Origin of the sequence: Pseudooceanicola sp. LIPI14-2-Ac024, assembly GCF_042188925.1 — a bacterium.
Lineage (GTDB): Bacteria > Pseudomonadota > Alphaproteobacteria > Rhodobacterales > Rhodobacteraceae > Pseudooceanicola.
On sequence record NZ_CP170102.1, the window covers coordinates 1,748,854 to 1,769,037 of the forward strand.

Annotated in this window: 13 protein-coding genes and 1 tRNA gene; 5 read left to right on the top strand and 9 right to left on the bottom strand. The window is 67.3% G+C overall.

Translation table 11 applies throughout. From position 1 onward, the window contains the following. Positions 1 to 44: 44 nt before the first annotated feature. Both ACE2AC_RS08605 and ACE2AC_RS08610 read left to right on the top strand, forming a co-directional pair. Positions 45 to 119 (top strand) — tRNA-Gln (locus ACE2AC_RS08605). Between the two features lie 330 nt (positions 120 to 449). Further along, on the top strand, positions 450 to 1,181 hold the full coding sequence (locus ACE2AC_RS08610) for a hypothetical protein (RefSeq protein ID WP_375691682.1): 732 nt from the start codon (positions 450 to 452) through the stop codon (positions 1,179 to 1,181). 221 nt (positions 1,182 to 1,402) lie between these two features. Here ACE2AC_RS08610 and ACE2AC_RS08615 read toward each other — a convergent pair whose 3' ends face one another. From ACE2AC_RS08615 to ACE2AC_RS08640, 6 genes are all read right to left on the bottom strand, one after another. Next, positions 1,403 to 2,041: a response regulator transcription factor gene (locus ACE2AC_RS08615; RefSeq protein ID WP_375691683.1), complete on the bottom strand. Its 639-nt coding sequence runs from the start codon at positions 2,039 to 2,041 to the stop codon at positions 1,403 to 1,405. A gap of 153 nt (positions 2,042 to 2,194) precedes the next feature. Further along, positions 2,195 to 4,504, bottom strand: a complete 2,310-nt coding sequence (locus ACE2AC_RS08620) for a cache domain-containing protein (protein ID WP_375691684.1) — start codon at positions 4,502 to 4,504, stop codon at positions 2,195 to 2,197. A gap of 428 nt (positions 4,505 to 4,932) precedes the next feature. Beyond that, on the bottom strand, positions 4,933 to 5,919 hold the full coding sequence (locus ACE2AC_RS08625) for a TRAP transporter substrate-binding protein (RefSeq protein WP_375691685.1): 987 nt from the start codon (positions 5,917 to 5,919) through the stop codon (positions 4,933 to 4,935). 77 nt (positions 5,920 to 5,996) lie between these two features. Then, complete coding sequence (locus ACE2AC_RS08630; RefSeq protein WP_375691686.1) at positions 5,997 to 7,304, bottom strand: TRAP transporter large permease; 1,308 nt, start codon at positions 7,302 to 7,304, stop codon at positions 5,997 to 5,999. Continuing rightward, entirely contained in the window at positions 7,301 to 7,801 is a 501-nt protein-coding gene (locus tag ACE2AC_RS08635; protein ID WP_375691687.1) for a TRAP transporter small permease, read from the bottom strand. The genes ACE2AC_RS08630 and ACE2AC_RS08635 overlap by 4 nt, the downstream gene beginning before the upstream one ends. 276 nt (positions 7,802 to 8,077) lie before the next feature. Then, positions 8,078 to 10,030, bottom strand: coding sequence for an FAD-binding monooxygenase (locus ACE2AC_RS08640; RefSeq protein WP_375691688.1), 1,953 nt, complete (start codon positions 10,028 to 10,030; stop codon positions 8,078 to 8,080). A gap of 138 nt (positions 10,031 to 10,168) precedes the next feature. Here ACE2AC_RS08640 and ACE2AC_RS08645 point away from each other — a divergent pair, with 138 nt between their 5' ends. Next, positions 10,169 to 10,630: a MarR family winged helix-turn-helix transcriptional regulator gene (locus ACE2AC_RS08645; RefSeq protein ID WP_375691689.1), complete on the top strand. Its 462-nt coding sequence runs from the start codon at positions 10,169 to 10,171 to the stop codon at positions 10,628 to 10,630. 89 nt (positions 10,631 to 10,719) lie between these two features. After that, positions 10,720 to 12,768, top strand: coding sequence for an ATP-dependent helicase (locus tag ACE2AC_RS08650; protein WP_375691690.1), 2,049 nt, complete (start codon positions 10,720 to 10,722; stop codon positions 12,766 to 12,768). A 54-nt stretch (positions 12,769 to 12,822) separates the two neighbouring features. On the opposite strand, the gene ACE2AC_RS08655 is transcribed toward ACE2AC_RS08650, so the two are convergent. Beyond that, positions 12,823 to 15,984, bottom strand: coding sequence for a bifunctional cytochrome P450/NADPH--P450 reductase (locus ACE2AC_RS08655; RefSeq protein ID WP_375691691.1), 3,162 nt, complete (start codon positions 15,982 to 15,984; stop codon positions 12,823 to 12,825). Between the two features lie 88 nt (positions 15,985 to 16,072). Between ACE2AC_RS08655 and ACE2AC_RS08660 the strand changes: the two genes are divergently transcribed. Further along, positions 16,073 to 16,696: a TetR/AcrR family transcriptional regulator gene (locus ACE2AC_RS08660; protein WP_375691692.1), complete on the top strand. Its 624-nt coding sequence runs from the start codon at positions 16,073 to 16,075 to the stop codon at positions 16,694 to 16,696. On the opposite strand, the gene ACE2AC_RS08665 is transcribed toward ACE2AC_RS08660, so the two are convergent. Together ACE2AC_RS08665 and katG are read right to left on the bottom strand one after the other, a co-directional pair. After that, positions 16,693 to 17,661 carry a hypothetical protein gene (locus ACE2AC_RS08665; protein ID WP_375691693.1) on the bottom strand — a complete coding sequence of 323 codons (969 nt, stop codon included), beginning with the start codon at positions 17,659 to 17,661 and terminating at the stop codon, positions 16,693 to 16,695. The two genes, ACE2AC_RS08660 and ACE2AC_RS08665, sit on opposite strands and share 4 nt — an antisense overlap. Positions 17,662 to 17,809: 148 nt before the next feature. Then, complete coding sequence (gene katG / locus ACE2AC_RS08670; RefSeq protein ID WP_375691694.1) at positions 17,810 to 19,987, bottom strand: catalase/peroxidase HPI; 2,178 nt, start codon at positions 19,985 to 19,987, stop codon at positions 17,810 to 17,812. Between the last annotated feature and the right edge of the window lie 197 nt (positions 19,988 to 20,184).

Sequence of the window (20,184 nt, forward strand, 5' to 3'; positions counted from 1 at the left end):
GGGCTTGCAGTACCCGCGATCAGCGCGTAAACACCCGCCCACGTTGGGGTGTAGCCAAGCGGTAAGGCAGCGGTTTTTGGTACCGTGTACCGTAGGTTCGAATCCTACCACCCCAGCCATTCACTCGCTCTGCTCGTGAAGTCACTTTTCTCCAAGAACCGAAACTAGCACCCCCGAGACACCCGCTCTCGGTTCTGCCCCGTTTATGCCCCTGTTCCCGATGACGAGATGCTCCGGGTTCACGCGGCGGCGGTCAACTGTGCGACGAGGCCGAGGAACTCCCTGCCCGTCTCTTGGGTCACGGAGCAAAGTGACTGGTCCCCGTACTTGGAGGTGAAGAGGCCAAACGAGTACCGGCGCTAGCTAAGCGCGATCCAGAATACTACCTTGAGAATCAAGGCAGGAGCCAAGTGTTGGCCAGTTCTAAGCTCGGATAGGCTGAAGACCTAATGGCATACAAAACAACTTTCACAAACATCCCGTCGACCGGCGCGCCGGAGATTTCACGGGGGAGCATTGCTAGCCTTTTCGCGGAGCTGGAAGAAAGGCTACAGGCAATAAGCGGAAATGTGAACGGCCATCTTGAAGCGTCCCTACTTGGCGAAATCAAAACCAAGCTACATCAAGTCAAGACTCGCTATGACGATGCATTGATGAAGAATGACGAGTACTTGACGATCTACCATTCAGGCATTCCAAAAATTGACCCTTCCAAAGGCGCACTTTCTTGGACTGCCGGTGGCAAGAAGTACGAACTCATTTTCCCAAGAGCAAACGAAAGCAAGCCTGTGCAAATTCAGAAACTTTTTGAGAGCGCCATCTTCGTCCCAGGCACGTCGAGTTTGATCCCCGCAGTGAAACTCCAGCAGCAAAACGCTGAGTTGGATTTGAGCGCCAAGGTGGAAGACTATTACTATTCCGCGAGCAGATTTTGGGACTTAGTGGAGCAGGGCTACTCGAAAAAGGGAAAGAGCAAGTTTATCGGTGTCAAGATGGTGCGCAACCGTCTCTTCGAGCATTCGATGTCTGGCGCAATTAACTCTTTCGCAGCGTCTGACATTCATGGCCCCATTGTAAAACCGGAGCGACGGGAAGGCGAATCTGAAGAGCACCTAGATAGCGGCATGATACCCAATACCGCTGAGTTACTGAAGAATTGCATTGCGCGGCTTTCAATCTGATCACCCACCAGTCACCGTCCTGAGCCCCACCGGGTCTGATCCCCTGCGCTCCAGATTGCCCCAGAAACCGCCCCAGGTTCGCTGACCGGTCGGAAAAGGCCAGCCAGACCATCGGGGCGCAAGGCTTCCTACCACCCCAGCCACTTCTCTTTCATCGGTTCACGTGGAAGCACCTGACGCCACACAAGCGTACCCGGCTGTTCGTCACGCCGCCCGCCCCCTCACCCGCCGGCCGCGTCGTCGCCTTGCAGGGCGTCGGCGAGGCGGACCAGTTCGACCAGCGAGCGGACCTCGAGCTTTTCGAGGATCCGGGCGCGGTGGTGGTCGACGGTGCGGGGGCTGATGCCGAGGGTGCCGGCGATCTCCTTGCTGGAGACCTCGGCCGGGTTGGCGAGCACGTGGTCGACGATCTCGGCCTCGCGGTCGGTCAGGCGCGAGAACCGGCCGCGGACCGCCTGGCGGGAGGCGGCGGCGGCGCGGCGGGCCTCGGCGATCTCGAGCGCGGCGTCGATGCGGTCGATCAGGTCGGACTGGCGGAACGGCTTCTCGAGGAAATCGACCGCGCCGCCCTTCATCGCCTGCACCGATTCCGGGACACCGCCGTGGCCGGTGACGAAGATCACGGCGAGCGGCCAGTCGCGGTCGTTCAGCACCACCTGCAGTTCCAGCCCGTTCATCTCGGGCATGCCGTAGTCGAGCACAAGGCAGGCGGCGCGGTCGCCGTCATAGGCGTCGAGGAAGGCGCGCGCGGACTCGAAGGCCTCGACCGCGTAGCCACGCTGGCCGAGCGCCCGGGTGAGCGAGGTGCGGATGTCCTGGTCGTCGTCGACGACAAAGACGGAGTGCTGGCGATCGGTCATGCCGGTCCACGGGTCCGTTGCAGGGTGCGACCTGAAGATTAGCCCTTTTCCTGCCGCAATGTCATCGACATAGCGAATTCCCGCCGCGTCACAACATGTGGGTGGACGGGACTGTGGCAGGGTTGCACGCCCGGCGCGAACCACCCCCTTCGGCTACACCTCGGAGATGTCCACGGTGAAGCAGAACCGCGCCCCGTGCGGATCGCGGCTTTCGTGCCAGAGGCGGCCGCCGTTGGCCTGCACGATGGACTGGCAGATCGACAGGCCGAGGCCCATCCCGCTGGGCTTGGTCGTCTCGAAATCGGCAAAGAGGTTGATGGCGGGATCGACCCCCGGCCCGGTGTCGGCCACGACCACCAGCACCTGGCCCTCGTGCCGGTGCGCGGTGATCAGCACCCGGCGTTCGGTATGGTCGCTGTCGCCGACCGCCTCGACCGCGTTGCGGATCAGGTTCACCAGCACCTGCGCGATCTGCAGGCGGTTGGCGTGCACCTGCGGCAGCGCCCCGAGCTCCGCGGTGATCGCGACGCGGGCGGTCCGCGCCTCGGCGATCACCAGCCGCTTGGTCTGCTCGACCAGTTCGGCGAGGTCGAACTCGGTGCGGATGCCCTCGTCCCGGCGGATGAAGGCGCGCAGGGCCTTGATGATCTCGCCCGCGCGCATCGACTGCTCGGCGATCTCTTCCAGCGTGGCGCGCAGCTCGGTATCGGCGCCGTCCAGTTGGTCGACGGCAAAGAGCGCGCTGTCGGCGTTCTGGGCGATGGCGGTCAGCGGCTGGTTCAGCTCGTGTGCGAGGCCGGCGGCCACCTGCCCCATCGTGTTGTCCCGCGACAGGTTCGACAGCTCGCGGCTGAGCTCGGCGATCTGGTCCTCGGTCTGCTTGGCCTGGGTGACGTCGTCCATGGTCAGCACGAAATGCAGCGGCCGGCCTTCCTGGTTGAAGATCATGATCGCGTTGACGGCGACCCAGATGGCGCTGCCGTCCCGGCGCAGGATTCGCAGTTCGTGGTTGATCTCGTGCGGGACGCCGCCCTGGTCGCCGTCGAACATCAGGAAGGGCGGATCTTCCGGGTGGGCGAGATCGGAAAACGACATCTCGGCCAGCGCGTCGGCCGCGTGGCCGGTGATGCCCGAGACCTTGTCGTTCACCCGCAGGAACCGGCCGGTTTGCGCGTCGATCTGGGCCATCCCGCGCGAGGACAGCGCGAAGGTCTGGCCATACTCGATCTCGGTCGCGCGGCGGGCGGCGATCTGCTGCATCAGGGTCGTGTTGGCGTTCTCGAGCTCCTGGTAGGTCTTGGGCAGCGGTTCGGCGGGGTCGAGCTCTCCCTGGGAAATCAGGGCCGAACGGACGGCGAAGGCGCGCACGGGCTTGTAGATGTAGTTGGCCAGCCCCAGCCCGGCGAGGCCGGTCAGGACGGCGACCGCGGCGGCGATCCAGATGTTGGTCAGGCGGTTCTGCTTGATGACCTGGGTGAAATCGCTCTCGGGCGCGTAGGCGGCGATGATCCATTCGAGCTTGTCGTCGATCGGTGGCATCACCACCGAGACATAGGTTTCGCCGCCATAGGTGAACTGCGACAGCGTTTCCTCGGCGACCGAGACCTGGCCGTCCTCCATCAGGTGGCCGAAGGCGGCGCGCGCGATCGGATCCTCGAAGTTCTCGATGTCGACGAAGCGCAGGGTGCCGTCGGCATCCTGCGTCTTGAGCAGGTCCTGGTCGGGGTGGGCGATCACATCGCCGTTGCGGTGGATGATCAGCGCCCGGCCGGTGGAGCCGATGCGCAGCCGGGCGAGAAAGTCGGAGATGTCGCTGATCTCGATGTCCACGCCGACGATGCCGCGGACCGCATCCTCGCCCTCGAACACCGGCGAGGCGAGCGTGATGCCCGGCCGCTGGGACGAGAAGAAGATGTAGGGGTCGGTCCAGATCGTCGTCAGCTTCTCGCGCGCGCGGAGGTACCATGGGCGGGTGCGCGGGTCGTAGGTGTCCTCGGGGTCCATGCGGCGTTCGACCACGCGGTAGTCGTCGTCGCGCCAGATCAGCTCGACCGTGCGCTCGCCCGCGTCGTTGCGGATGATCTTGGTGCGGAAGGGACCGGGTTCATCGGTCCGCATGACATAGACGAAATCGCCGTTCTCGGTGCCGTGGTAAACACCCGCGAATTGCGGCGCGATCTGGAGCTGCTGGAACAGCAGCCTTTCGAGAAGCTCGGGCACGTCGCTGGCGATCACCCGGTCCTGCGCCAGGCGGGCCGACAGCTCGGCCGCGCCGCGCGCCGGGCTGAGGAAGCCGCGCGAATGCTCGATGGTGTTGGAGCCGACGTCGCTCAGCAGGTCACGGGCATGGTCGAGCAGCGCGCGTTCCGAGGTCACGTAGGACGAAAAGACGACGGCCAGCACGGCGACGAACTGCAGCCCGGCCAGGCCGATGGCAAGCAAGAAGCCGAGAGAGACGCGCATGGCCCAATTCCCCTAAGTCGCCGGCCAGTCCTGTCTCACCCGCTGTCCTTGAGTTCCACAAATCGGCGCATCGCGCAACGATCGCGGAGGCGGCGCGGCATAGGCAATATTACGCAGGCAATGACGCGCATTTCGCAGCTGCCGCATCTATGCGACTGTTTCGATACGGGCCCGCGCCTGCCAATCCATCCCATATGCAATGCGTGGACCGTGTATTTGATAAATCACTTTTCGTGGCGTTTGTGAGTGGGCGCCCATAGCAATTTCTTTAGTTAAAAGCCGGTGTCGGGGTCCCCACCCGCACCGGCTGAATTATTTCCGGACCCTGACAGGAACCCGGATCCACGGCCCCCCGCAACCCCCGCCCTCAAACGGAAAACGCCCGCCAGGCAGGACCTGACGGGCGCTCGTGACCTTGTGCGTGGGGCTTATTCGCCCTTCAGCGCGGCGACGTAGCCGGTGGCGTCGAGACCCTGGGCGTCGGCCTCTTCGATCACCTTGGCGACGACGGGGGCGGAGGCCGCGTTGAACTTCTCGACCTCTTCGGCCGAGAGGTCGATCACTTCCTTGCCCTCGGTCGCCGCGAAATCGGCCATCGCGGTCTCGGCCGCGGCGAGCCATGCCTTGTTGCCGTTCAGCGCGGCGTCCTTGCCGGCGGCGAGGACGGCGGCCTGCTGATCGGCGCTCAGCCCGTCAAAGCTGTCGCGGTTCATGATCAGGAAGAAGCTCGAGATCGTGCTGTCCATGCCCTGGGTGATGTAGTTGGTCACCTCGGCCAGCTTGAACGCCTTGAGCGTGGTGGCGTCGATCATCGCGCCGTCGATCACGCCGGTCTGCATGGCGTTGTAGATCTCGGGCGCGGGCATCGACACCGGGGTCGCACCCCAGGCTTCGACCACGAGGCCCGCGTTGCGCGACGGCACGCGCAGCTTCATGCCCTTGAGGTCCTCGAGCGTGCGCACCGGCTTGTCGGCGGTGAAGAGCAGGTTGGGCGCGTTGTTCCACAGGCCCACCAGCTGCACGCGGCGGTATTCCTTGGCGAGCTGGTCGATGTTGTCCATCACCGCCTGGGTCCCGGTGTCGGCCGAGATGACGCCCGGCAGTTCGGTCAGCAGCGTCTTGGGGAAGTTCGCGGCGGTGTAGCCCGGCAGGCCGAAGGCGATGTCGGTCACGCCGTCGACGACGCGGTTGTACTGCTCGACCGGGCCCGCGCCCAGTTCACCGCCCATGTAGAGCGTGACGGACACGTCGCCGCCGGTGGCGCTGGAAATCGCCTCCTGCATCGGCTTGTAGGTCGAGTCGACCACGAGGTGGTTCGGCGGCTGGAAATCAGCCAGCTTGAGCTCTTCGGCCGAGGCCATCGGCGCGGCGATCAGGGTGGCCGCGGCTGCGGCGATCAGGTTGGTCCGGAACATCAGGAAGTCCTCCTTCTTCAGTCGGTCGTGGCGGACCGGGCCGCAGCCCCGTCCAGTGGCTTTGACATCCCGCCGCGTCATCCGAACATCGTGTTCGGAAGCAGCAGCGCGATCCCGGGGAAGGCGATGATCAACAGCAGGCCGACGATCATCGCGACAAGGAACGGCATCACGCCGCGGAACACCGTGGTCAGCGGCACGCCGTCGGCAACTCCGCGCACGACGAAGACGTTCATGCCCACGGGCGGGGTGATCATGCCCATCTCGATCACGATCACCGCGACCACGCCGAACCAGATCGGGTCAAAGCCAAGCGCGGTGACGACCGGGAAGACGATCGGCACGGTGATGACCAGCATCGACAGGCCGTCCATGAACATGCCCAGCACCAGGTAGGCCAGGATGATCACGAAGAGCGTACCATAGGCGCCGAGGCCCAGTTCGCCCAGGCCCTCGCCCAGGAGGGCGGGGATGCGGGTGACGGCGAAGAACGGGTTCAGCACGTTGGCCCCGATCACCACGGCATAGAGCATGGCCGAGGTGGAGAGCGTGCTCATCACCGCCTCCTTGAAGCCGTCCCAGGTCAGGCGGCGGCGCGCCAGCGCCAGCAGGATGACCAGCGCCGCGCCGATGCCCGACGCCTCGACCGGGGTGAAGACGCCCAGGTAGATGCCGCCGATCGACAGGATGATGACCCCGAGCAGCGGTGCCGCGTCCATCAGGATGCGGAAGCGTTCGCCGAACGGCATAGGTTCGCCCCGCGGACCGGCCTTGGGGTCGAGGTAGGCGATCACCCAGATCGCGGCCATGAAGAGCAGCGTCAGCAGGATGCCCGGCAGGATGCCCGCCATGAAGAGGCGGCCGATGCTTTCCTCGGTCAGGATGGCGTAGATGACGAAGCCCGTGCTGGGCGGGATCAGGAAGCCCAGCGTGCCGCCCGCGGCGATCGAGCCGGTGGAGAGGCTGGGCGAGTAGCCCAGGCGCTTCATCTCGGGCAGGGCCACCTTGCCGAGGGTGACGGCGGTGGCGACCGAGGAGCCAGAGACGGCGGCGAAGATCGCGCAGCCCAGCACCGAGGCCGAGGCGAGACCGCCCCGGAACGCCCCGACCCAGGCAAAGGCCGCGTCGTAGAGCCCGCGGCTGAAGCCCGCGACCGACGAGATGTTGCCCAGCAGGACGAACATCGGGACGACGATGAGGTTGTAGTTGGCGATGGTCGAATAGCTCTCGGTCAGCAGGACACCGCCGGCGGAGCGCAGCCCCTCGAGCGCCCAGTAGCCGAAGAAGCCGACGATCATCATCGCGAAGGCGACGGGCGTGCGCAGGATCAGCAGGGCGAAGAGCGCCCCGATGCCCACGAGGCCGATGGTGATGGGGTCCATCATTCGCCCCCCCGCGCCAGGATCACCAGAAGCTGGACCGCGAAGACCAGCGCGCAGAGCCCGGCGCCCGCCGCGATGATCGCGTAGAACGGCCAGATCGGCATCTGCAGCATGTTTGTGGCGTCGCCCCATTCCCAGGCGTCCAGCGCCTTGAGCACCGCGCGGTAGCACAGCACGACGAGGACGAAGGACGACAGGACGCGGCTGACGATGTCGCCGATCAGGCGGCCCCAGCGGCCGAGCATCGTGTCGAAGACATCGACCGCGACATGGTCGCCCCGCGCCGTGCAATAGGGCAGCGAGGCCATCACCAGCGCCACGGCGGTCAGCTGGACGATTTCATTGATGCCGAGCAGCGGGGTGCCGAAGACATAGCGCATCACGACCCCGGCGGTGACCACCGCGACGATCAGGATGAGGCATAGTGCGCCGATCACGGCCAGCGCCTGCGTGGCCCGCATGAGGCGGTCGTTCCAGGCCTGGAGACTGCGGGCGGCCATCAGCGGGCACACCCCGTGGGCGACAGCCGCGTCGCGGCGGCGCGACCGTGGATGTCCATCGTGGCTAGTTGCAAATTGGCCTCCCCTTCCAGACGCGCCGAGGCCCGTCCGATCTTGACATGGCTATCCGAACGCACGCCGCTTTGGCCAATTCGAACCAAAGCGGCGTGGATAAGTTCACGCTATACCCATATTGACGCAGGGATCGGGCGCAAGGTGGTCGTCGGGTCAAGTTGCCGTGAACTCGACCCGCTCCCGCGCCCCGGTCGGGGCCGCCTAGCGCCCGGCGAGCGCGACCCCGGCCGCCGCGTCGAGCGGCGCGGCCTGCGGCAGGAAAACACCGGCGAAGAAGTCCGCCAACGCCGCGTGCGCGTCGATCGGCAGTACATGCGCGACGTACTGGTCGGGCCGCACGATCACCAGCGCCCCCCGCGCCCGGTCGATGCCGCGCAGGTCGAAGATGTCGCCCGCGCGGGCGTCGGCACAGAACATCTTTTCATAGTCCACCAGCCCCAGCTTGCCCTTGCGCGGCAGCAGGAAGGTCGGCAGAGCATCAAGGTGCAGGTCGCGGCTGCCCTGCTGGAACACCACGCGCAGGTCGATCACCGCGTCGGGATCGGCGCCCTCGGGCGTGATGCGGCGGATCGGGGACCGCGGGTCGCTGTCGAGGAAGCTGCAGAGCGCGCGGATGGCCGAGCCCTCGGCGGCCGGGTCGCCCTCGGGCGCAAAGGCGAAGAGGCGCCAGCGGGTGTCGGCCTTGACGGTGTGCCCCAGCTCCATCGGCTTGGCATCGGCGAGGCGGACGACCGGGGCCGAATGGAAACGGGTGCCGATCTCGAACCCCTGGGCCAGCGCCTGATGGTCGGCGGTACCGATCAGGGCCGAGGGCTGGTACGTCACCGACATGCCCGCGGTGTAGCGGCCATGTTCGATGAAGTAGCGCTGGAACTTCGGCGCCGCGCCGTCCTCGCCATCGCCGGCCTCGGGCCGTTCGCTCATGATCCGCGACCATTCGCGGTCGAAGTCGATGAGGTCTTGCGCCACCGCCTGCCGTTCGGCGGAATAGCTGTGCAGCAGCTCCGGCGCGGCGCGGCCCTGCAGGACCGACACGAGCTTCCAGCCCAGGTTGAAGGCATCGCCCATCGACACGTTCATCCCCTGCCCCGCCTTGGGGCTGTGGGTGTGGCAAGCATCGCCGCAGATGAAGACATGCGGCAGGCGCGTCGCGGTCTGCCCCGCCGGCACATCGTCGAACTTGTCGGTCAGGCGCTGGCCGATCTCGTAGACCGACCACCAGGCGACCTCCTTCACCTCGAACGCGTAGGGGCGGAAGATGCGCTGCGCCGCGCCGATCAGGTGATCGACGGTCAGGTTGCGGTTGGCGACCCGTTCGCCATCGTTCAGCTTGTCGAGCTCGATGTAGAGCCGGACGAGGTAGCCGCCCTCGCGCGGGATGATGATGATGTTGCCCTCGTCCGCCGACTGGATCAGGGTCTTGCAGCGGATGTCGGGAAAATCGGTGACGGCCAGCACGTCCATCACGCCCCAGGCCTGGTTGGCGCTGTCGCCGGCCAGCTCGCGCCCGATGGCCCGGCGCACGTTGCTGCGCGCCCCGTCGCAGCCCACGACATAGCGGGCCCGGACCGTCCGGGTGCGGCCATTGTCGCTGTCGGCCTCCTGCAGGGTGACGGTCACGGGGTGGTCGCCCGCCGCCGGATCGACGCGCAGGTCGGTGACCTCGAGGCCGTAATCCGGCACCAGCCGCGAGGGCGATTTCCGCATGATGTCGAGGTACATGTCGTGCACGCGGGCCTGGTTCAGGATCATGTGCGGCATTTCCGAAAGCCCGTCCTCAACATCCTGGATGCGGCCGTTGCGGGTGATCTGTCCGGGGGCCTGCGGGTCGGGTTTCCAGAACGTCGTCTCGTTCACCCAGTAACCCTGCTTGAGGACCGTCTCGGCGAAGCCGAAGGCGTTGAACATCTCCATCGACCGGCAGGAGATCCCGTCGGCCTGCCCCTTCTCCATCGGGCCGCGTTTGCGTTCCACGATGCGGGTGGTGATGTCGGGAAAGGTCGAAAGCTGGGCGGCCAATGTCAGCCCGGCGGGGCCGCAGCCGACGATCAGGACATCGACCGCCTCGGGCAGCGGCGCGCCATCACACCGGTCGGGGGCGGCGTCGTGCTGTTCCGGGTCGCCCGGGCGAAATCCGTCGAGGTGATATTGCATCGGTGGTCCTCCCCCTGCCGAACTAATATGTGGACTTATCATATCATCCGGCCAGCGCATCCGGTCAATAAAAAAGTATGTGCACATATCAAATCGCAGGGTAAGGTACCGGCAGGCGAGGGAAAAAGGACGACGTCGATGGACACGACCCCCACCCGGCGGCTGAGCGCGGCGATGCCGGGGCACCTGATTCGGCGGCTGCACCAGCTGTCGACCCAGGTCTTTGCGCAGCGCATGAAGGAGGCGGGGTTCGACCTGACCCCGGTGCAGTTCACCGCGCTCGACGCGCTGCGCCACAACGCGGGCATCGACCAGGCGCGGCTGGCAGAGGCGGTGGCGAAGGACCGCGCGACGCTGGGCGCGGTGGTCGACCGGCTGGAACAGAAGGGCCTGATCCGGCGCGAGGTGAGCGAGACGGACAAGCGCGCCCGCGTGCTGGCCCTGACGGAAAAGGGCGCGGCGCTGGTCGCCGCGGCCGAGCCGGTTGTGACCGCGCTGCAGGCCGAGATCCTGCCGGGCCTCGACGCCGGGGAATACCGCCAGTTCATCGCGCTGGCCACCAAGGCGGCCGAAGCGGCGGGATCGCTCGGAGACGGCTGACGCCACGGGGAAACTCTTTTTGTTCCCCGTCCGTTCACTTTCCGTTATCCTGCGCCGACAAGACCGGCAACGGCGAGCGAGGCAGCGGGATGAACACGGGCTATCTGGACAAGCTGAACGAGGACCAGCGCGCGGCGGTGATCCACGGGACCGGCGGGACCGGCGGGACCGACCTGCCGCCGCCCCTGCTGGTGATCGCGGGCGCGGGGTCGGGCAAGACCAACACGCTGGCGCACCGGGTCGCGCATCTGCTGGTCGGCGGCGCCGATCCGCGCCGCATCCTGCTGATGACCTTTTCCCGCCGCGCCGCAACCGAGCTGACCCGCCGGGTCGAACGGATCACCACCCTGGCGCTTGGCACCGGCTATGCCGCCGAGGCGCTGACCTGGGCCGGCACCTTCCACGGGATTGGCGCGCGCATCCTGCGCGAACACGCGCTGTCGATCGGCCTCGACCCCGAGTTCACGATCCACGACCGCGAGGACAGCGCTGACCTGATGAACCTCTGCCGTCACGGGCTGGGGCTTTCGGGCACCGAAAGCCGGTTCCCGACAAAGGCCACCTGCCTGGCCATCTATTCCCGCGCCGTGAACGCCGAGGAGCCGCTGTCGGAGGTCCTGATCACCCACTTCCCCTGGTGCGCGAGGTGGGAGGCCGAGCTGAAGGCGCTGTTCGGCGCCTATGTCCGGGCCAAGCAGGAGCAGAACGTCCTCGACTACGACGACCTGCTCTTGGCCTGGGCGCAGGTGATGTCTGACGCCGATTTCGCGGCCCATATCGGGGCGAACTGGGACCACGTGCTGATCGACGAATACCAGGACACCAACCGCCTGCAGGCCCGGATCCTTTTGGCGCTGAAGCCCGACGGGCGCGGGCTGACGGTGGTGGGGGACGACGCGCAGTCGATCTATGCCTTCCGGGCGGCGACGGTGCGCAACATCCTCGACTTCCCCGACGCCTTCGCGCCACGCGCAGACGTGGTCACGCTGACACGCAACTACCGCTCGACCCAGCCGATCCTGTCGGCCGCCAACGCGGTGATCGGCGCGGCGCGGGAGCGGTTCACCAAGTATCTCTGGACCAGCCGCGCCTCGGACGAGAAACCGCTGCTGGTCACCCAGGCGACCGAGGCGGAACAGGCGCGCTATGTCGTCGACCGGGTGCTCGAGGCGCGCGAGACGGGGACCGCGCTCAAGGAACAGGCCGTGCTTTTCCGCACCGCGTCGCATTCCGGCCAGCTCGAGGTCGAGCTGACCCGCCGCAACGTGCCCTTCGTCAAGTTCGGCGGGCTCAAGTTCCTCGACAGCGCGCATGTGAAGGACCTGCTGGCGATGCTGCGGTTCTCGCAGAACCCGCGCGACCGGGTGGCGGGGTTCCGGGTGATGCAGCTGATCCCCGGCGTCGGGCCCAAGGCGGCGGGCCGTATCCTCGACGCGCTGGACCTTGCCCCCGATCCGCGCGGTGCGCTCGACGCGGTAGAGCCGCCACCGCGCGCGGGCGCCGACTGGCCGGATTTCGTGGCCGCGCTCACGACCCGGGCGGACTGGCCCGAGGCGGTGAACCTGGCCCGCGCCTGGTACGATCCGCACCTCGACCGGATCCACGAGGATGCCGAGATGCGGCGCGCGGACCTGCTGCAGCTTGAGCAGATCGCCGGTGGCTACCCATCGCGCGAACGGTTCCTGACCGAACTCACGCTCGACCCGCCGGATGCGACCAGCGACCAGTCGGGCGTGCCGCTGAAGGACGAGGATTACCTGATCCTGTCGACCATCCATTCGGCCAAGGGGCAGGAGTGGAAGTCGGTGCACGTGCTGAACGTGGTCGACGGCTGCATTCCCTCGGACCTCGGCACCGGGACCAGCGCCGAGATCGAGGAGGAGCGCCGCCTGCTCTACGTCGCGATGACCCGGGCCAAGGATCGGCTGACGCTGAACGTGCCGCTCAGGTTCTACGTCACGCAGCAGAGCCGGAACGGCGACCGCCATGTCTATGCCGCGCGGACCCGGTTCATCCCGCGCGAGATGCTAGAGCATTTCGAACGGGTCAACTGGTCGCCGGCGCAGGGGGCGGCCGGGATGGTCCCGGCCCCTGCCCCGATCGACGTGGCCGCCAAGATGCGCTCGATGTGGGGATAGGGTGGGGTTTCACCCCACCCTAGCGCGTGGCTGAGCGGTGGCGGAGTGCCCGCCCTAAGCGAAGACGTCGGCCACGTAGCGGCCTTCGTCGTGCTCGGCCCGGTCGCCCCATGCGGCGGCCTTCGCGTCGTCCGCGCCGGTTTCCTCCTGGTAGATCCGCAGCAGCGTCTCGCGCACGGCGGGGGCCATGTACTTGCCGTCGCCGCAGGTGAAGACGGTGCCGCCCTGGGCAAAGATCCCCTTCACCCGGGCCCGTTCGGCCCAGAGCCGGTGCTGGACAAAGGTCATCTCGTCCTCGGGCTGGTCGGTGAAGACCGGCAGGACATCCACGACGCCCTCGGCCTGCCACGCCGCCAGCTCGTCGCGGTAGAGGTAATCGACCTCGGGGTGGTTGGTCCCGAAGAAGAGGAGCGAGGGCGCGACATCCTGACCGGCCGCCTTCTGCGCCGCGCGTTCCTGCAGGAAGCCGCGGAACGGGGCAAGGCCGGAGCCTGCGCAGATCATCACCATCGGCACCGCAGGGTCCGCCACCGGGTGGAACCGGTCGTTGCTGGGGCGCACCGCCACGGCCACCCTGTCGCCCGGTTCAAGACCGGCGAGGTAGGTCGAGGCGACGCCCCGGAACTGCCCCACGCCCGAGGCTGCTGGCGCGTCCACCACGGCGATTGTCAGCGTGGCATGGTCGGGCTTCCACAGCGGCGAGGACGAGATCGAATATTGCCGCGCCCGCATCGGCGGCAGCATCCCGAGGAAGGCCGCGAAATCGAGCGTGCAGCTTTCGTGCAGCTGGAGGAGGTCGAGGACGCTCATCCGCTTGTCGAGCACCTTTGCCTCGTAGCCGTCCCCCGCCAGCGCGGTCAGCGCCTGCTGTTCCGGCGGGCATCGGGTGGCCTCTGCCAGGGCCGCGACCTGCGCGCGGGATGCGGGCTGGGCGAGCTCAACGTAATGCGCCAGCAGGTCGCCGACCGCGATCGGGCGGTCCGTCGGCAGCGTGGCGCCGCCGCCCTCGTGGGTCAGGACCACCATCTGGTCGGCGGTCAGGCCGAAGCGCCGCAGCGCCCGGTCAACCAGCGCGTCGGGGTTACTGGCCAGCACCGCGAGGTAGTCGCCCGCGCGGTAGGTCATGCCCCGGGGCAGCGCGAATTCGATATGGCGCTTGGATCTTGCGTTCGGTGCGGCCATGTCGACCAGTTCGCGGTTCTCGACCACGGTGCCCAGCTGCAGGTCGCCGATCCGCAGGGTGCTTTCGCGCCGCTCGGACACGAAATCGACCGTCAGGCCACCCTGCTCTTCCGCGACCGGCGTCTTGCCGAACGCCTCGGCCAGCGCGGGCCAGAGAGTCGCGATCCAGTCGTCGAAGGCACCGAAGAAGTCGCCAGCGGAATCGCCCTCGCCCCTGTCGACGAGGCGCGTGGCACCGGCGGCCGCCATGGCGGCGTCCATCCGTTTCGGGATCGCCTGGTAGGTCCGCGCCCATTGGCGGTTGCCACATCCGAAGACGGCGAAAGGCAGACCGTCGAGCGCGCCGGGCTCCAGCCCCTCGGCGAAGGGGACGAACCGGCGGGCGTTGTCGGGCGGCTGCCCTTCGTAGGAAGCGGTGAGGATCACCACCGCGCCTTCGGTCGGCAATTCACCCGCCGCCGCGTCCATCGTCGCGACGGTCGGGTTGAACCCGTGCAGCGGCGCCGCGTCGGCGATGCGGTTGGCAAATCCTTCGGCCGAGCCGGTGTTGGACCCGTAGAGCACCAGCAGCGGCGTGGCATCCGCCGCGGGCTCGACCCGCCGCGCCGCCCGCGCCGCGGGACGCGCGACCGAACCGTCGCGACGCAGGCTGTCGCCGCTGCGGCGGGTGCGGGCCCGGATGCGGAGGTTTTCGGGCTTGAGCGTCAGGGTCTCGTGCACCTTCAGCTCGTAGTCCGGATCGTCCAGCGACAGGTCGAAGCGCTGCAGCATCATGGCGAGGACCAGCTGCGCCTCTTGCATGGCGAAGGGGCGGCCGATGCAGGCGCGGGCGCCGGTGCCGAAGGGCTTCCAGGCGTTCGGCGGCAGGGCGGCGGCGGCCTCGGGCGCGAAGCGTTCGGGGCGGAAGGCCTCGGGCGTGTCCCAGACATTGGGGTCGCGGTGCAGCTCGGGCACCAGCACCATCACCGTGTCCGTCGTCTTGACCGGGTACTTGCCGCCGATCACCGTGTCCTCGTGCGGCTTCAGCGCAAAGGCGGGCGCGGTCGGCCAGAGGCGCAGGCTCTCCATCAGGATCTGTTCGATGTAGTCGAGCTGGCCGAGGTGTTCGATCCGCGGCACGGCATCGCCCAGGACCGCGTCGAGATGGGCGCGGGCCTTCTCGAGCACCTCGGGGTTCTTCAGCAGGAGGTAGGTGGCAAAGGACAGCAGGCCGCTCGTCGTCTCGTGCCCGGCGATCAGGAAGGTGATCATCTGGTGCATGATGTTCTCGTCATCCAGCCCCTCCCCCGTCTCGGGGTCGCGGCCGAGCAGCATGCGCGTCAGCAGGTCGTCCTTGTCGGCGGCGTTCGGATCGGCGCGACGTTCGGCGATCAGGTCGCCCGCGACCGTCTGCATCAGCGCGATGTCGGCATCGTAGCGCCGTGCGGTCGACAGCATGAGACGGGTCATCGTCTTGGGCCGGCGCGCGCGCTTGCCGGATTCGTCCAGCGCCCCCACCATCGCCCCCACGAAGGGGTGCATCTGGTCGGAATAGAAGCTGTTGAACCGGTAGTCGAAGGCGCAGAGCGCGATGGTGTCGAGCGTCAGCCGCGTCATGCTGTCCGGTACGTCGATCACGCTGTCCGCGCCGAAGCGTTCCCAGCGGGTGAACATCTGCTCGGCGATGTCGAGCATCTTGGGGAACATGTCGCGCACCCCGATCGGGCCGAAGGCCGGCATCAGGATGCGGTGCGCGCGGGCCCAGTTCGGTTCGCTGTTGTAGGCGGTGAAGAGGCCGTCCTTGGCGAAGGCGCGGATTTCCTGCAGCGGCTGGTGCACCCGTTTCGAAAAGCGGCTTTCGTCCGACAGCTCGTCCACCAGCGCCTGGGAGGACACCACGTACATCTCGCGGTCGATGATCTGCATCTTGTAGATCGGCCCGTATTCGCGGGCGAGGCGCATGAAGCTCTGCACCGGGATCGCCTTGTCGATCTCGGCCAGGTTGCCGATCACCGGCTTGAGCGGCGGCTGGGGGACTTTGACTTGGTCAGACATGTTCGAGGGTCCATGTTGGGGCGCAGGTGAGTTGCTTGCCGACTTATCTTACATCTGTAAAATAGTAGCGATGAAGGAGCCGTTTCAAGTGTCGAGTGCGCAAAATGCGTCGCGGTCCCCGGATCCGCGCTCCGAACGCAGCAGCGCGGCCCTGGCCGAGGCGATGATGCGGCTGGCGCGCGAGACACCGCTGAACGAGCTGACGATCACCCGGCTGGTGCAGGAGGCGCAGGTCACCCGGCCCACTTTCTACCAGCATTGCAACGGGATACAGGATCTGGCCCAGCGGGTAGCGCTGGCGAACCTCGACCGTGCGATCCCCGAGAACGCAGCGCCCGAGGCGACGGCGACCGACGGCGCGCAGCTTTCCGCCCATGTCGCGAGCCACGTCTGCGCGGCGCTCGACCACCTGGAGGAAAACCGGGCGTTCTACCTCAACGTGCTGGACCACGCGGGCAGCGTGGAGTTCTTCGAGGGAATCATCCGGCTGCTGACGGCCAAGATGGTGGCCGATGCCTTTGCCGCCCTGCGCCGGGCCGACCCCGAGGCGGCCGAGGACCTGATGCAGGTCCTGGCGGGCGGTGTGATGTGGCTGGTGATCGGCTGGCTCAGGTCCGAGGCGCCCAAGGACACGCCCGCGGCGATGTCGCGGCGGATCGGGCAGACGGTGGCGACGCTGCTGCTGAGCGCGGGCGCCTCAGCCCGCGTCTAGGCCGGGGAACAGGCGCGCACGATCCGGGAACCACGCCCGGCGCAGCGCCTCGTTGCTGTCGGCCACCTGCGCGGCGATCCGGTCCCGCGCGCCGGGGGAAATTCCATCCGGCGGGTGTCGGCGGGCACCAGTCTCAATGTCCCCTCGCCCAGCCCCCGCAGCACCGTCCGCCCCGGCCCGCTGCCCGACAGCATCGGCCCGAGCGCCGCGTTGACCCGGCGCAGCGCCGCGACCTGCCGCATCGACGCGCGGGCATTCACCGCCCCGGGCCGCGACAGCCCGGTCGGATCGAGGCCGGCGGCCGCGCAGAAATCGGTGACGATATCGCGCTCCTTGAGCGCATCCGGTTCCAGCAGGCGAAGCTGCAGCGCGTCGGGCCCGGCCACCGCGGCCCAGTTCCGGGCCAGCCGCAGGTAGTTCGGTGGATCGAGTTTGGCCAGGAACTCTGCGACCGTGTGCGACTGCCCGTGCTTCAGGCGCTGGAAGTACTCGCTTTCCATCCAGCGGTCCTGCGCGCGCAGGTAGGCGACATACCGCACCTCGCCGAAGAACTCCGACAGCCAGTCATGGAAGGCGCGGGCGAAGGCGGGCGCCCGGTAGGGCCAGCCCAGCATCTCGCACGACAGCAGCACCCGCGCACCGCCTGCCCCGGCGATGATCCCGCGCAGTCGTGCCTCGGTCCGGGCGACGACGGCGGCCTGGTCGTCGCGGTTGCGCAAGCGGATGCCGAAGCGGTCGCGCAGCACGGGGTCGTCAACCATCAGCCCCATGCGATGGCGCGTCACCACGAGCAGCTCGGCATGGTTGAAGCTGCGCCCCAGCGGCTCGTAGGCCAAGCCCTGCGCCCGCACCGCGGCGCGGTTCGCCGCCAGGAAGGACTGGATGCTGGTCGACCCGGTCTTGGGCAGCCCAAGGTGCACCAGCGCGCCGGGCATCGGACCAGTCTGGGCGCTGTGAATGCTCAAGAGGCGTGTCTTTCCCGTTGCTTGCCGGATGGGACGGACTCTGGCGAAACCGCGGGCCGGGTGCAATCCGGAACGAGAAAGGCCCGCCCGATGAATCGGACGGGCCCGCAGCCGGCGGATCAGGCCGCCGGCAGGGATGCACTGGGCATCAGGCGATGTCGAACCGGTTCGCGTTCATCACCTTGGTCCAGGCGGCGACGAAGTCCTTGACGAACTTCGCCTTGTTGTCGTCCTGGGCATAGACCTCGGCATAGGCCCGCAGGATCGAGTTCGAGCCGAACACCAGGTCGACGCGCGTCGCGGTCCACTTGGTCGCGCCCGACACCCGGTCGCGGATCTCGTAGGTCATCTTGTCCGCCACCGGCACCCAGCTGTTGCCCATGTCGGTCAGGTTGACGAAGAAGTCGTTCGTCAGCGCGCCCACGGTGTCGGTGAAGACGCCATGCGCCGTGCCGCCGTGGTTGGTGCCCATCATCCGCATGCCGCCCATCAGGACGGTCATCTCGGGTGCGGTCAGCCCCATGAGTTGCGCCCGATCGAGCAGCATCTCTTCAGGGGCGACGACGTACTGCTCCTTCTCCCAGTTGCGGAAGCCGTCGGCGAGCGGTTCGAGCGGCTCGAAGCTCTCGGCGTCGGTCATCGCGTCGGTCGCGTCGCCGCGGCCCGGGGTGAACGGCACGGTGACGTCAAAGCCCGCGGCCTTGGCCGCCTGTTCGACGCCGACATTGCCGGCCAGCACGATGGTGTCCGCGACCGAGGCCCCGGCCGAGGCCGCCAGCGGCTCGAGCACGGAAAGCACCTTGGCCAGGCGCTCGGGCTCGTTGCCGGCCCAGTCCTTCTGCGGGGCCAGGCGGATGCGGGCGCCGTTGGTGCCGCCGCGCATGTCCGAGCCGCGATAGGTCCGGGCGCTGTCCCAGGCCGTCGACACCATCTCGGCCAGGTCGAGGCCCGAGGCAGCGATCGCGGATTTCAGCGCGTCGACATCATAGCCGGTCGGGCCCTGCGGCACCGGGTCCTGCCAGATCAGGTCTTCCTGCGGGACGTCCGGCCCCCAGTAGCGTGCCTTCGGCCCCATGTCCCGGTGAGTCAGCTTGAACCAGGCGCGGGCGAAGGTGTCCGAGAAATACGCCGGGTCGGCCATGAACTTCTGGCAGATCTCGTTGTAGATCGGATCGACCTTCATCGCCATGTCGGCGTCGGTCATCATCGGCATGGTCTTGATCGAGGGATCCTCGACGTCCGGCGACATGTCCTCTTCCTTGATGTCGACCGGCTTCCACTGCCAGGCGCCGGCGGGCGACTTGGTCAGTTCCCACTCGTGGCCGAAGAGCATGTCGAACCAGCCCATGTCCCACTTGGTCGGGTTGGTGGTCCAGGCGCCCTCGATGCCGGAAACGACGGTGTCACGGCCGATGCCGCGGCCCTTCGTGTTCATCCAGCCGATGCCCTGGTACTCCAGGTCGGCCTCTTCCGGGTCGGGCGACAGGTTGGCGGCGGAGCCGTTGCCGTGCGACTTGCCGATGGTGTGGCCACCGGCGGTCAGGGCCGCGGTCTCTTCGTCGTTCATCGCCATGCGCTTGAAGGTCTCGCGCACCTGGGCGGCGGTCTTCAGCGGGTCGGGCTGGCCGTTCACCCCTTCGGGGTTCACGTAGATCAGGCCCATCTGCACGGCGGACAGCGGGTTGTGCATCGTATCCGGGCGGGTGATGTCGTCGTAGCGGCTGTCGGAGGGCGCCAGCCACTCCTTTTCCTCGCCCCAGTAGGTGTCTTTCTCGGGCGCCCAGATGTCCTCGCGGCCGAAGGCGAAGCCAAAGGTCTTCAGGCCCGCGACCTCGTAGGCGATGGTGCCCGACAGGATCATCAGGTCGGCCCAGGAGATCTTGTTGCCGTACTTCTTCTTGATCGGCCACAGCAGGCGGCGGCCCTTGTCGGTGTTGACGTTGTCCGGCCAGGAGTTCAGCGGCGCGAAGCGCTGGTTGCCGGTGCCGCCGCCACCGCGGCCGTCGGCCAAGCGGTAGGAACCCGCGGCGTGCCATGCGACCCGCGCGAACATGCCGACGTAGGAACCCCAGTCGGCCGGCCACCATTCCTGGGTGTCGGTCATCAGCTGGCGGAGGTCCTGCTTGAGCGCCTCGACATCCAGCTTCTCAAGCTCTTCGCGGTAGTCGAAATCGGCCCCGAGCGGGTTCGACTTGCTGTCGTGCTGGTGCAGTATGTCGAAGTTGAGCGCGTTCGGCCACCAGCCGGTGACGGTTGAGCCAAGGGCGGTGTTGCCACCGTGCATGACGGGGCATTTGCCGCCGGTTTGGGTATCGTTTCCGTCCATGGGAATCTCCGTCGTCTGACTGCTTGCAAAAAAACTGGCGAGGGGGCGGAGCGGGTCACGACCGCTTCCGGGCGGCGCGGTTCGCCCCCAGAGTGTGACGACAGCCCTAGCAGGCCATCCGTCAAACGATCATGACACCGAATCCTCCCGCTGTCGCGGGAAGAGGTAGCAAACCCCGGCCATAGCCAAAAGTTGCA

Excerpts from the sequence above, each read along its gene's own strand:
- ACE2AC_RS08610 (WP_375691682.1), top strand. The coding sequence starts at position 450 with ATGGCATACAAAACAACTTTCACAAACATCCCGTCGACCGGCGCGCCG.
- ACE2AC_RS08615 (WP_375691683.1), bottom strand. The coding sequence starts at position 2,041 with ATGACCGATCGCCAGCACTCCGTCTTTGTCGTCGACGACGACCAGGAC.
- ACE2AC_RS08620 (WP_375691684.1), bottom strand. The coding sequence starts at position 4,504 with ATGCGCGTCTCTCTCGGCTTCTTGCTTGCCATCGGCCTGGCCGGGCTG.
- ACE2AC_RS08625 (WP_375691685.1), bottom strand. The coding sequence starts at position 5,919 with ATGTTCCGGACCAACCTGATCGCCGCAGCCGCGGCCACCCTGATCGCC.
- ACE2AC_RS08630 (WP_375691686.1), bottom strand. The coding sequence starts at position 7,304 with ATGATGGACCCCATCACCATCGGCCTCGTGGGCATCGGGGCGCTCTTC.
- ACE2AC_RS08635 (WP_375691687.1), bottom strand. The coding sequence starts at position 7,801 with ATGGCCGCCCGCAGTCTCCAGGCCTGGAACGACCGCCTCATGCGGGCC.
- ACE2AC_RS08640 (WP_375691688.1), bottom strand. The coding sequence starts at position 10,030 with ATGCAATATCACCTCGACGGATTTCGCCCGGGCGACCCGGAACAGCAC.
- ACE2AC_RS08645 (WP_375691689.1), top strand. The coding sequence starts at position 10,169 with ATGGACACGACCCCCACCCGGCGGCTGAGCGCGGCGATGCCGGGGCAC.
- ACE2AC_RS08650 (WP_375691690.1), top strand. The coding sequence starts at position 10,720 with ATGAACACGGGCTATCTGGACAAGCTGAACGAGGACCAGCGCGCGGCG.
- ACE2AC_RS08655 (WP_375691691.1), bottom strand. The coding sequence starts at position 15,984 with ATGTCTGACCAAGTCAAAGTCCCCCAGCCGCCGCTCAAGCCGGTGATC.
- katG (WP_375691694.1), bottom strand. The coding sequence starts at position 19,987 with ATGGACGGAAACGATACCCAAACCGGCGGCAAATGCCCCGTCATGCAC.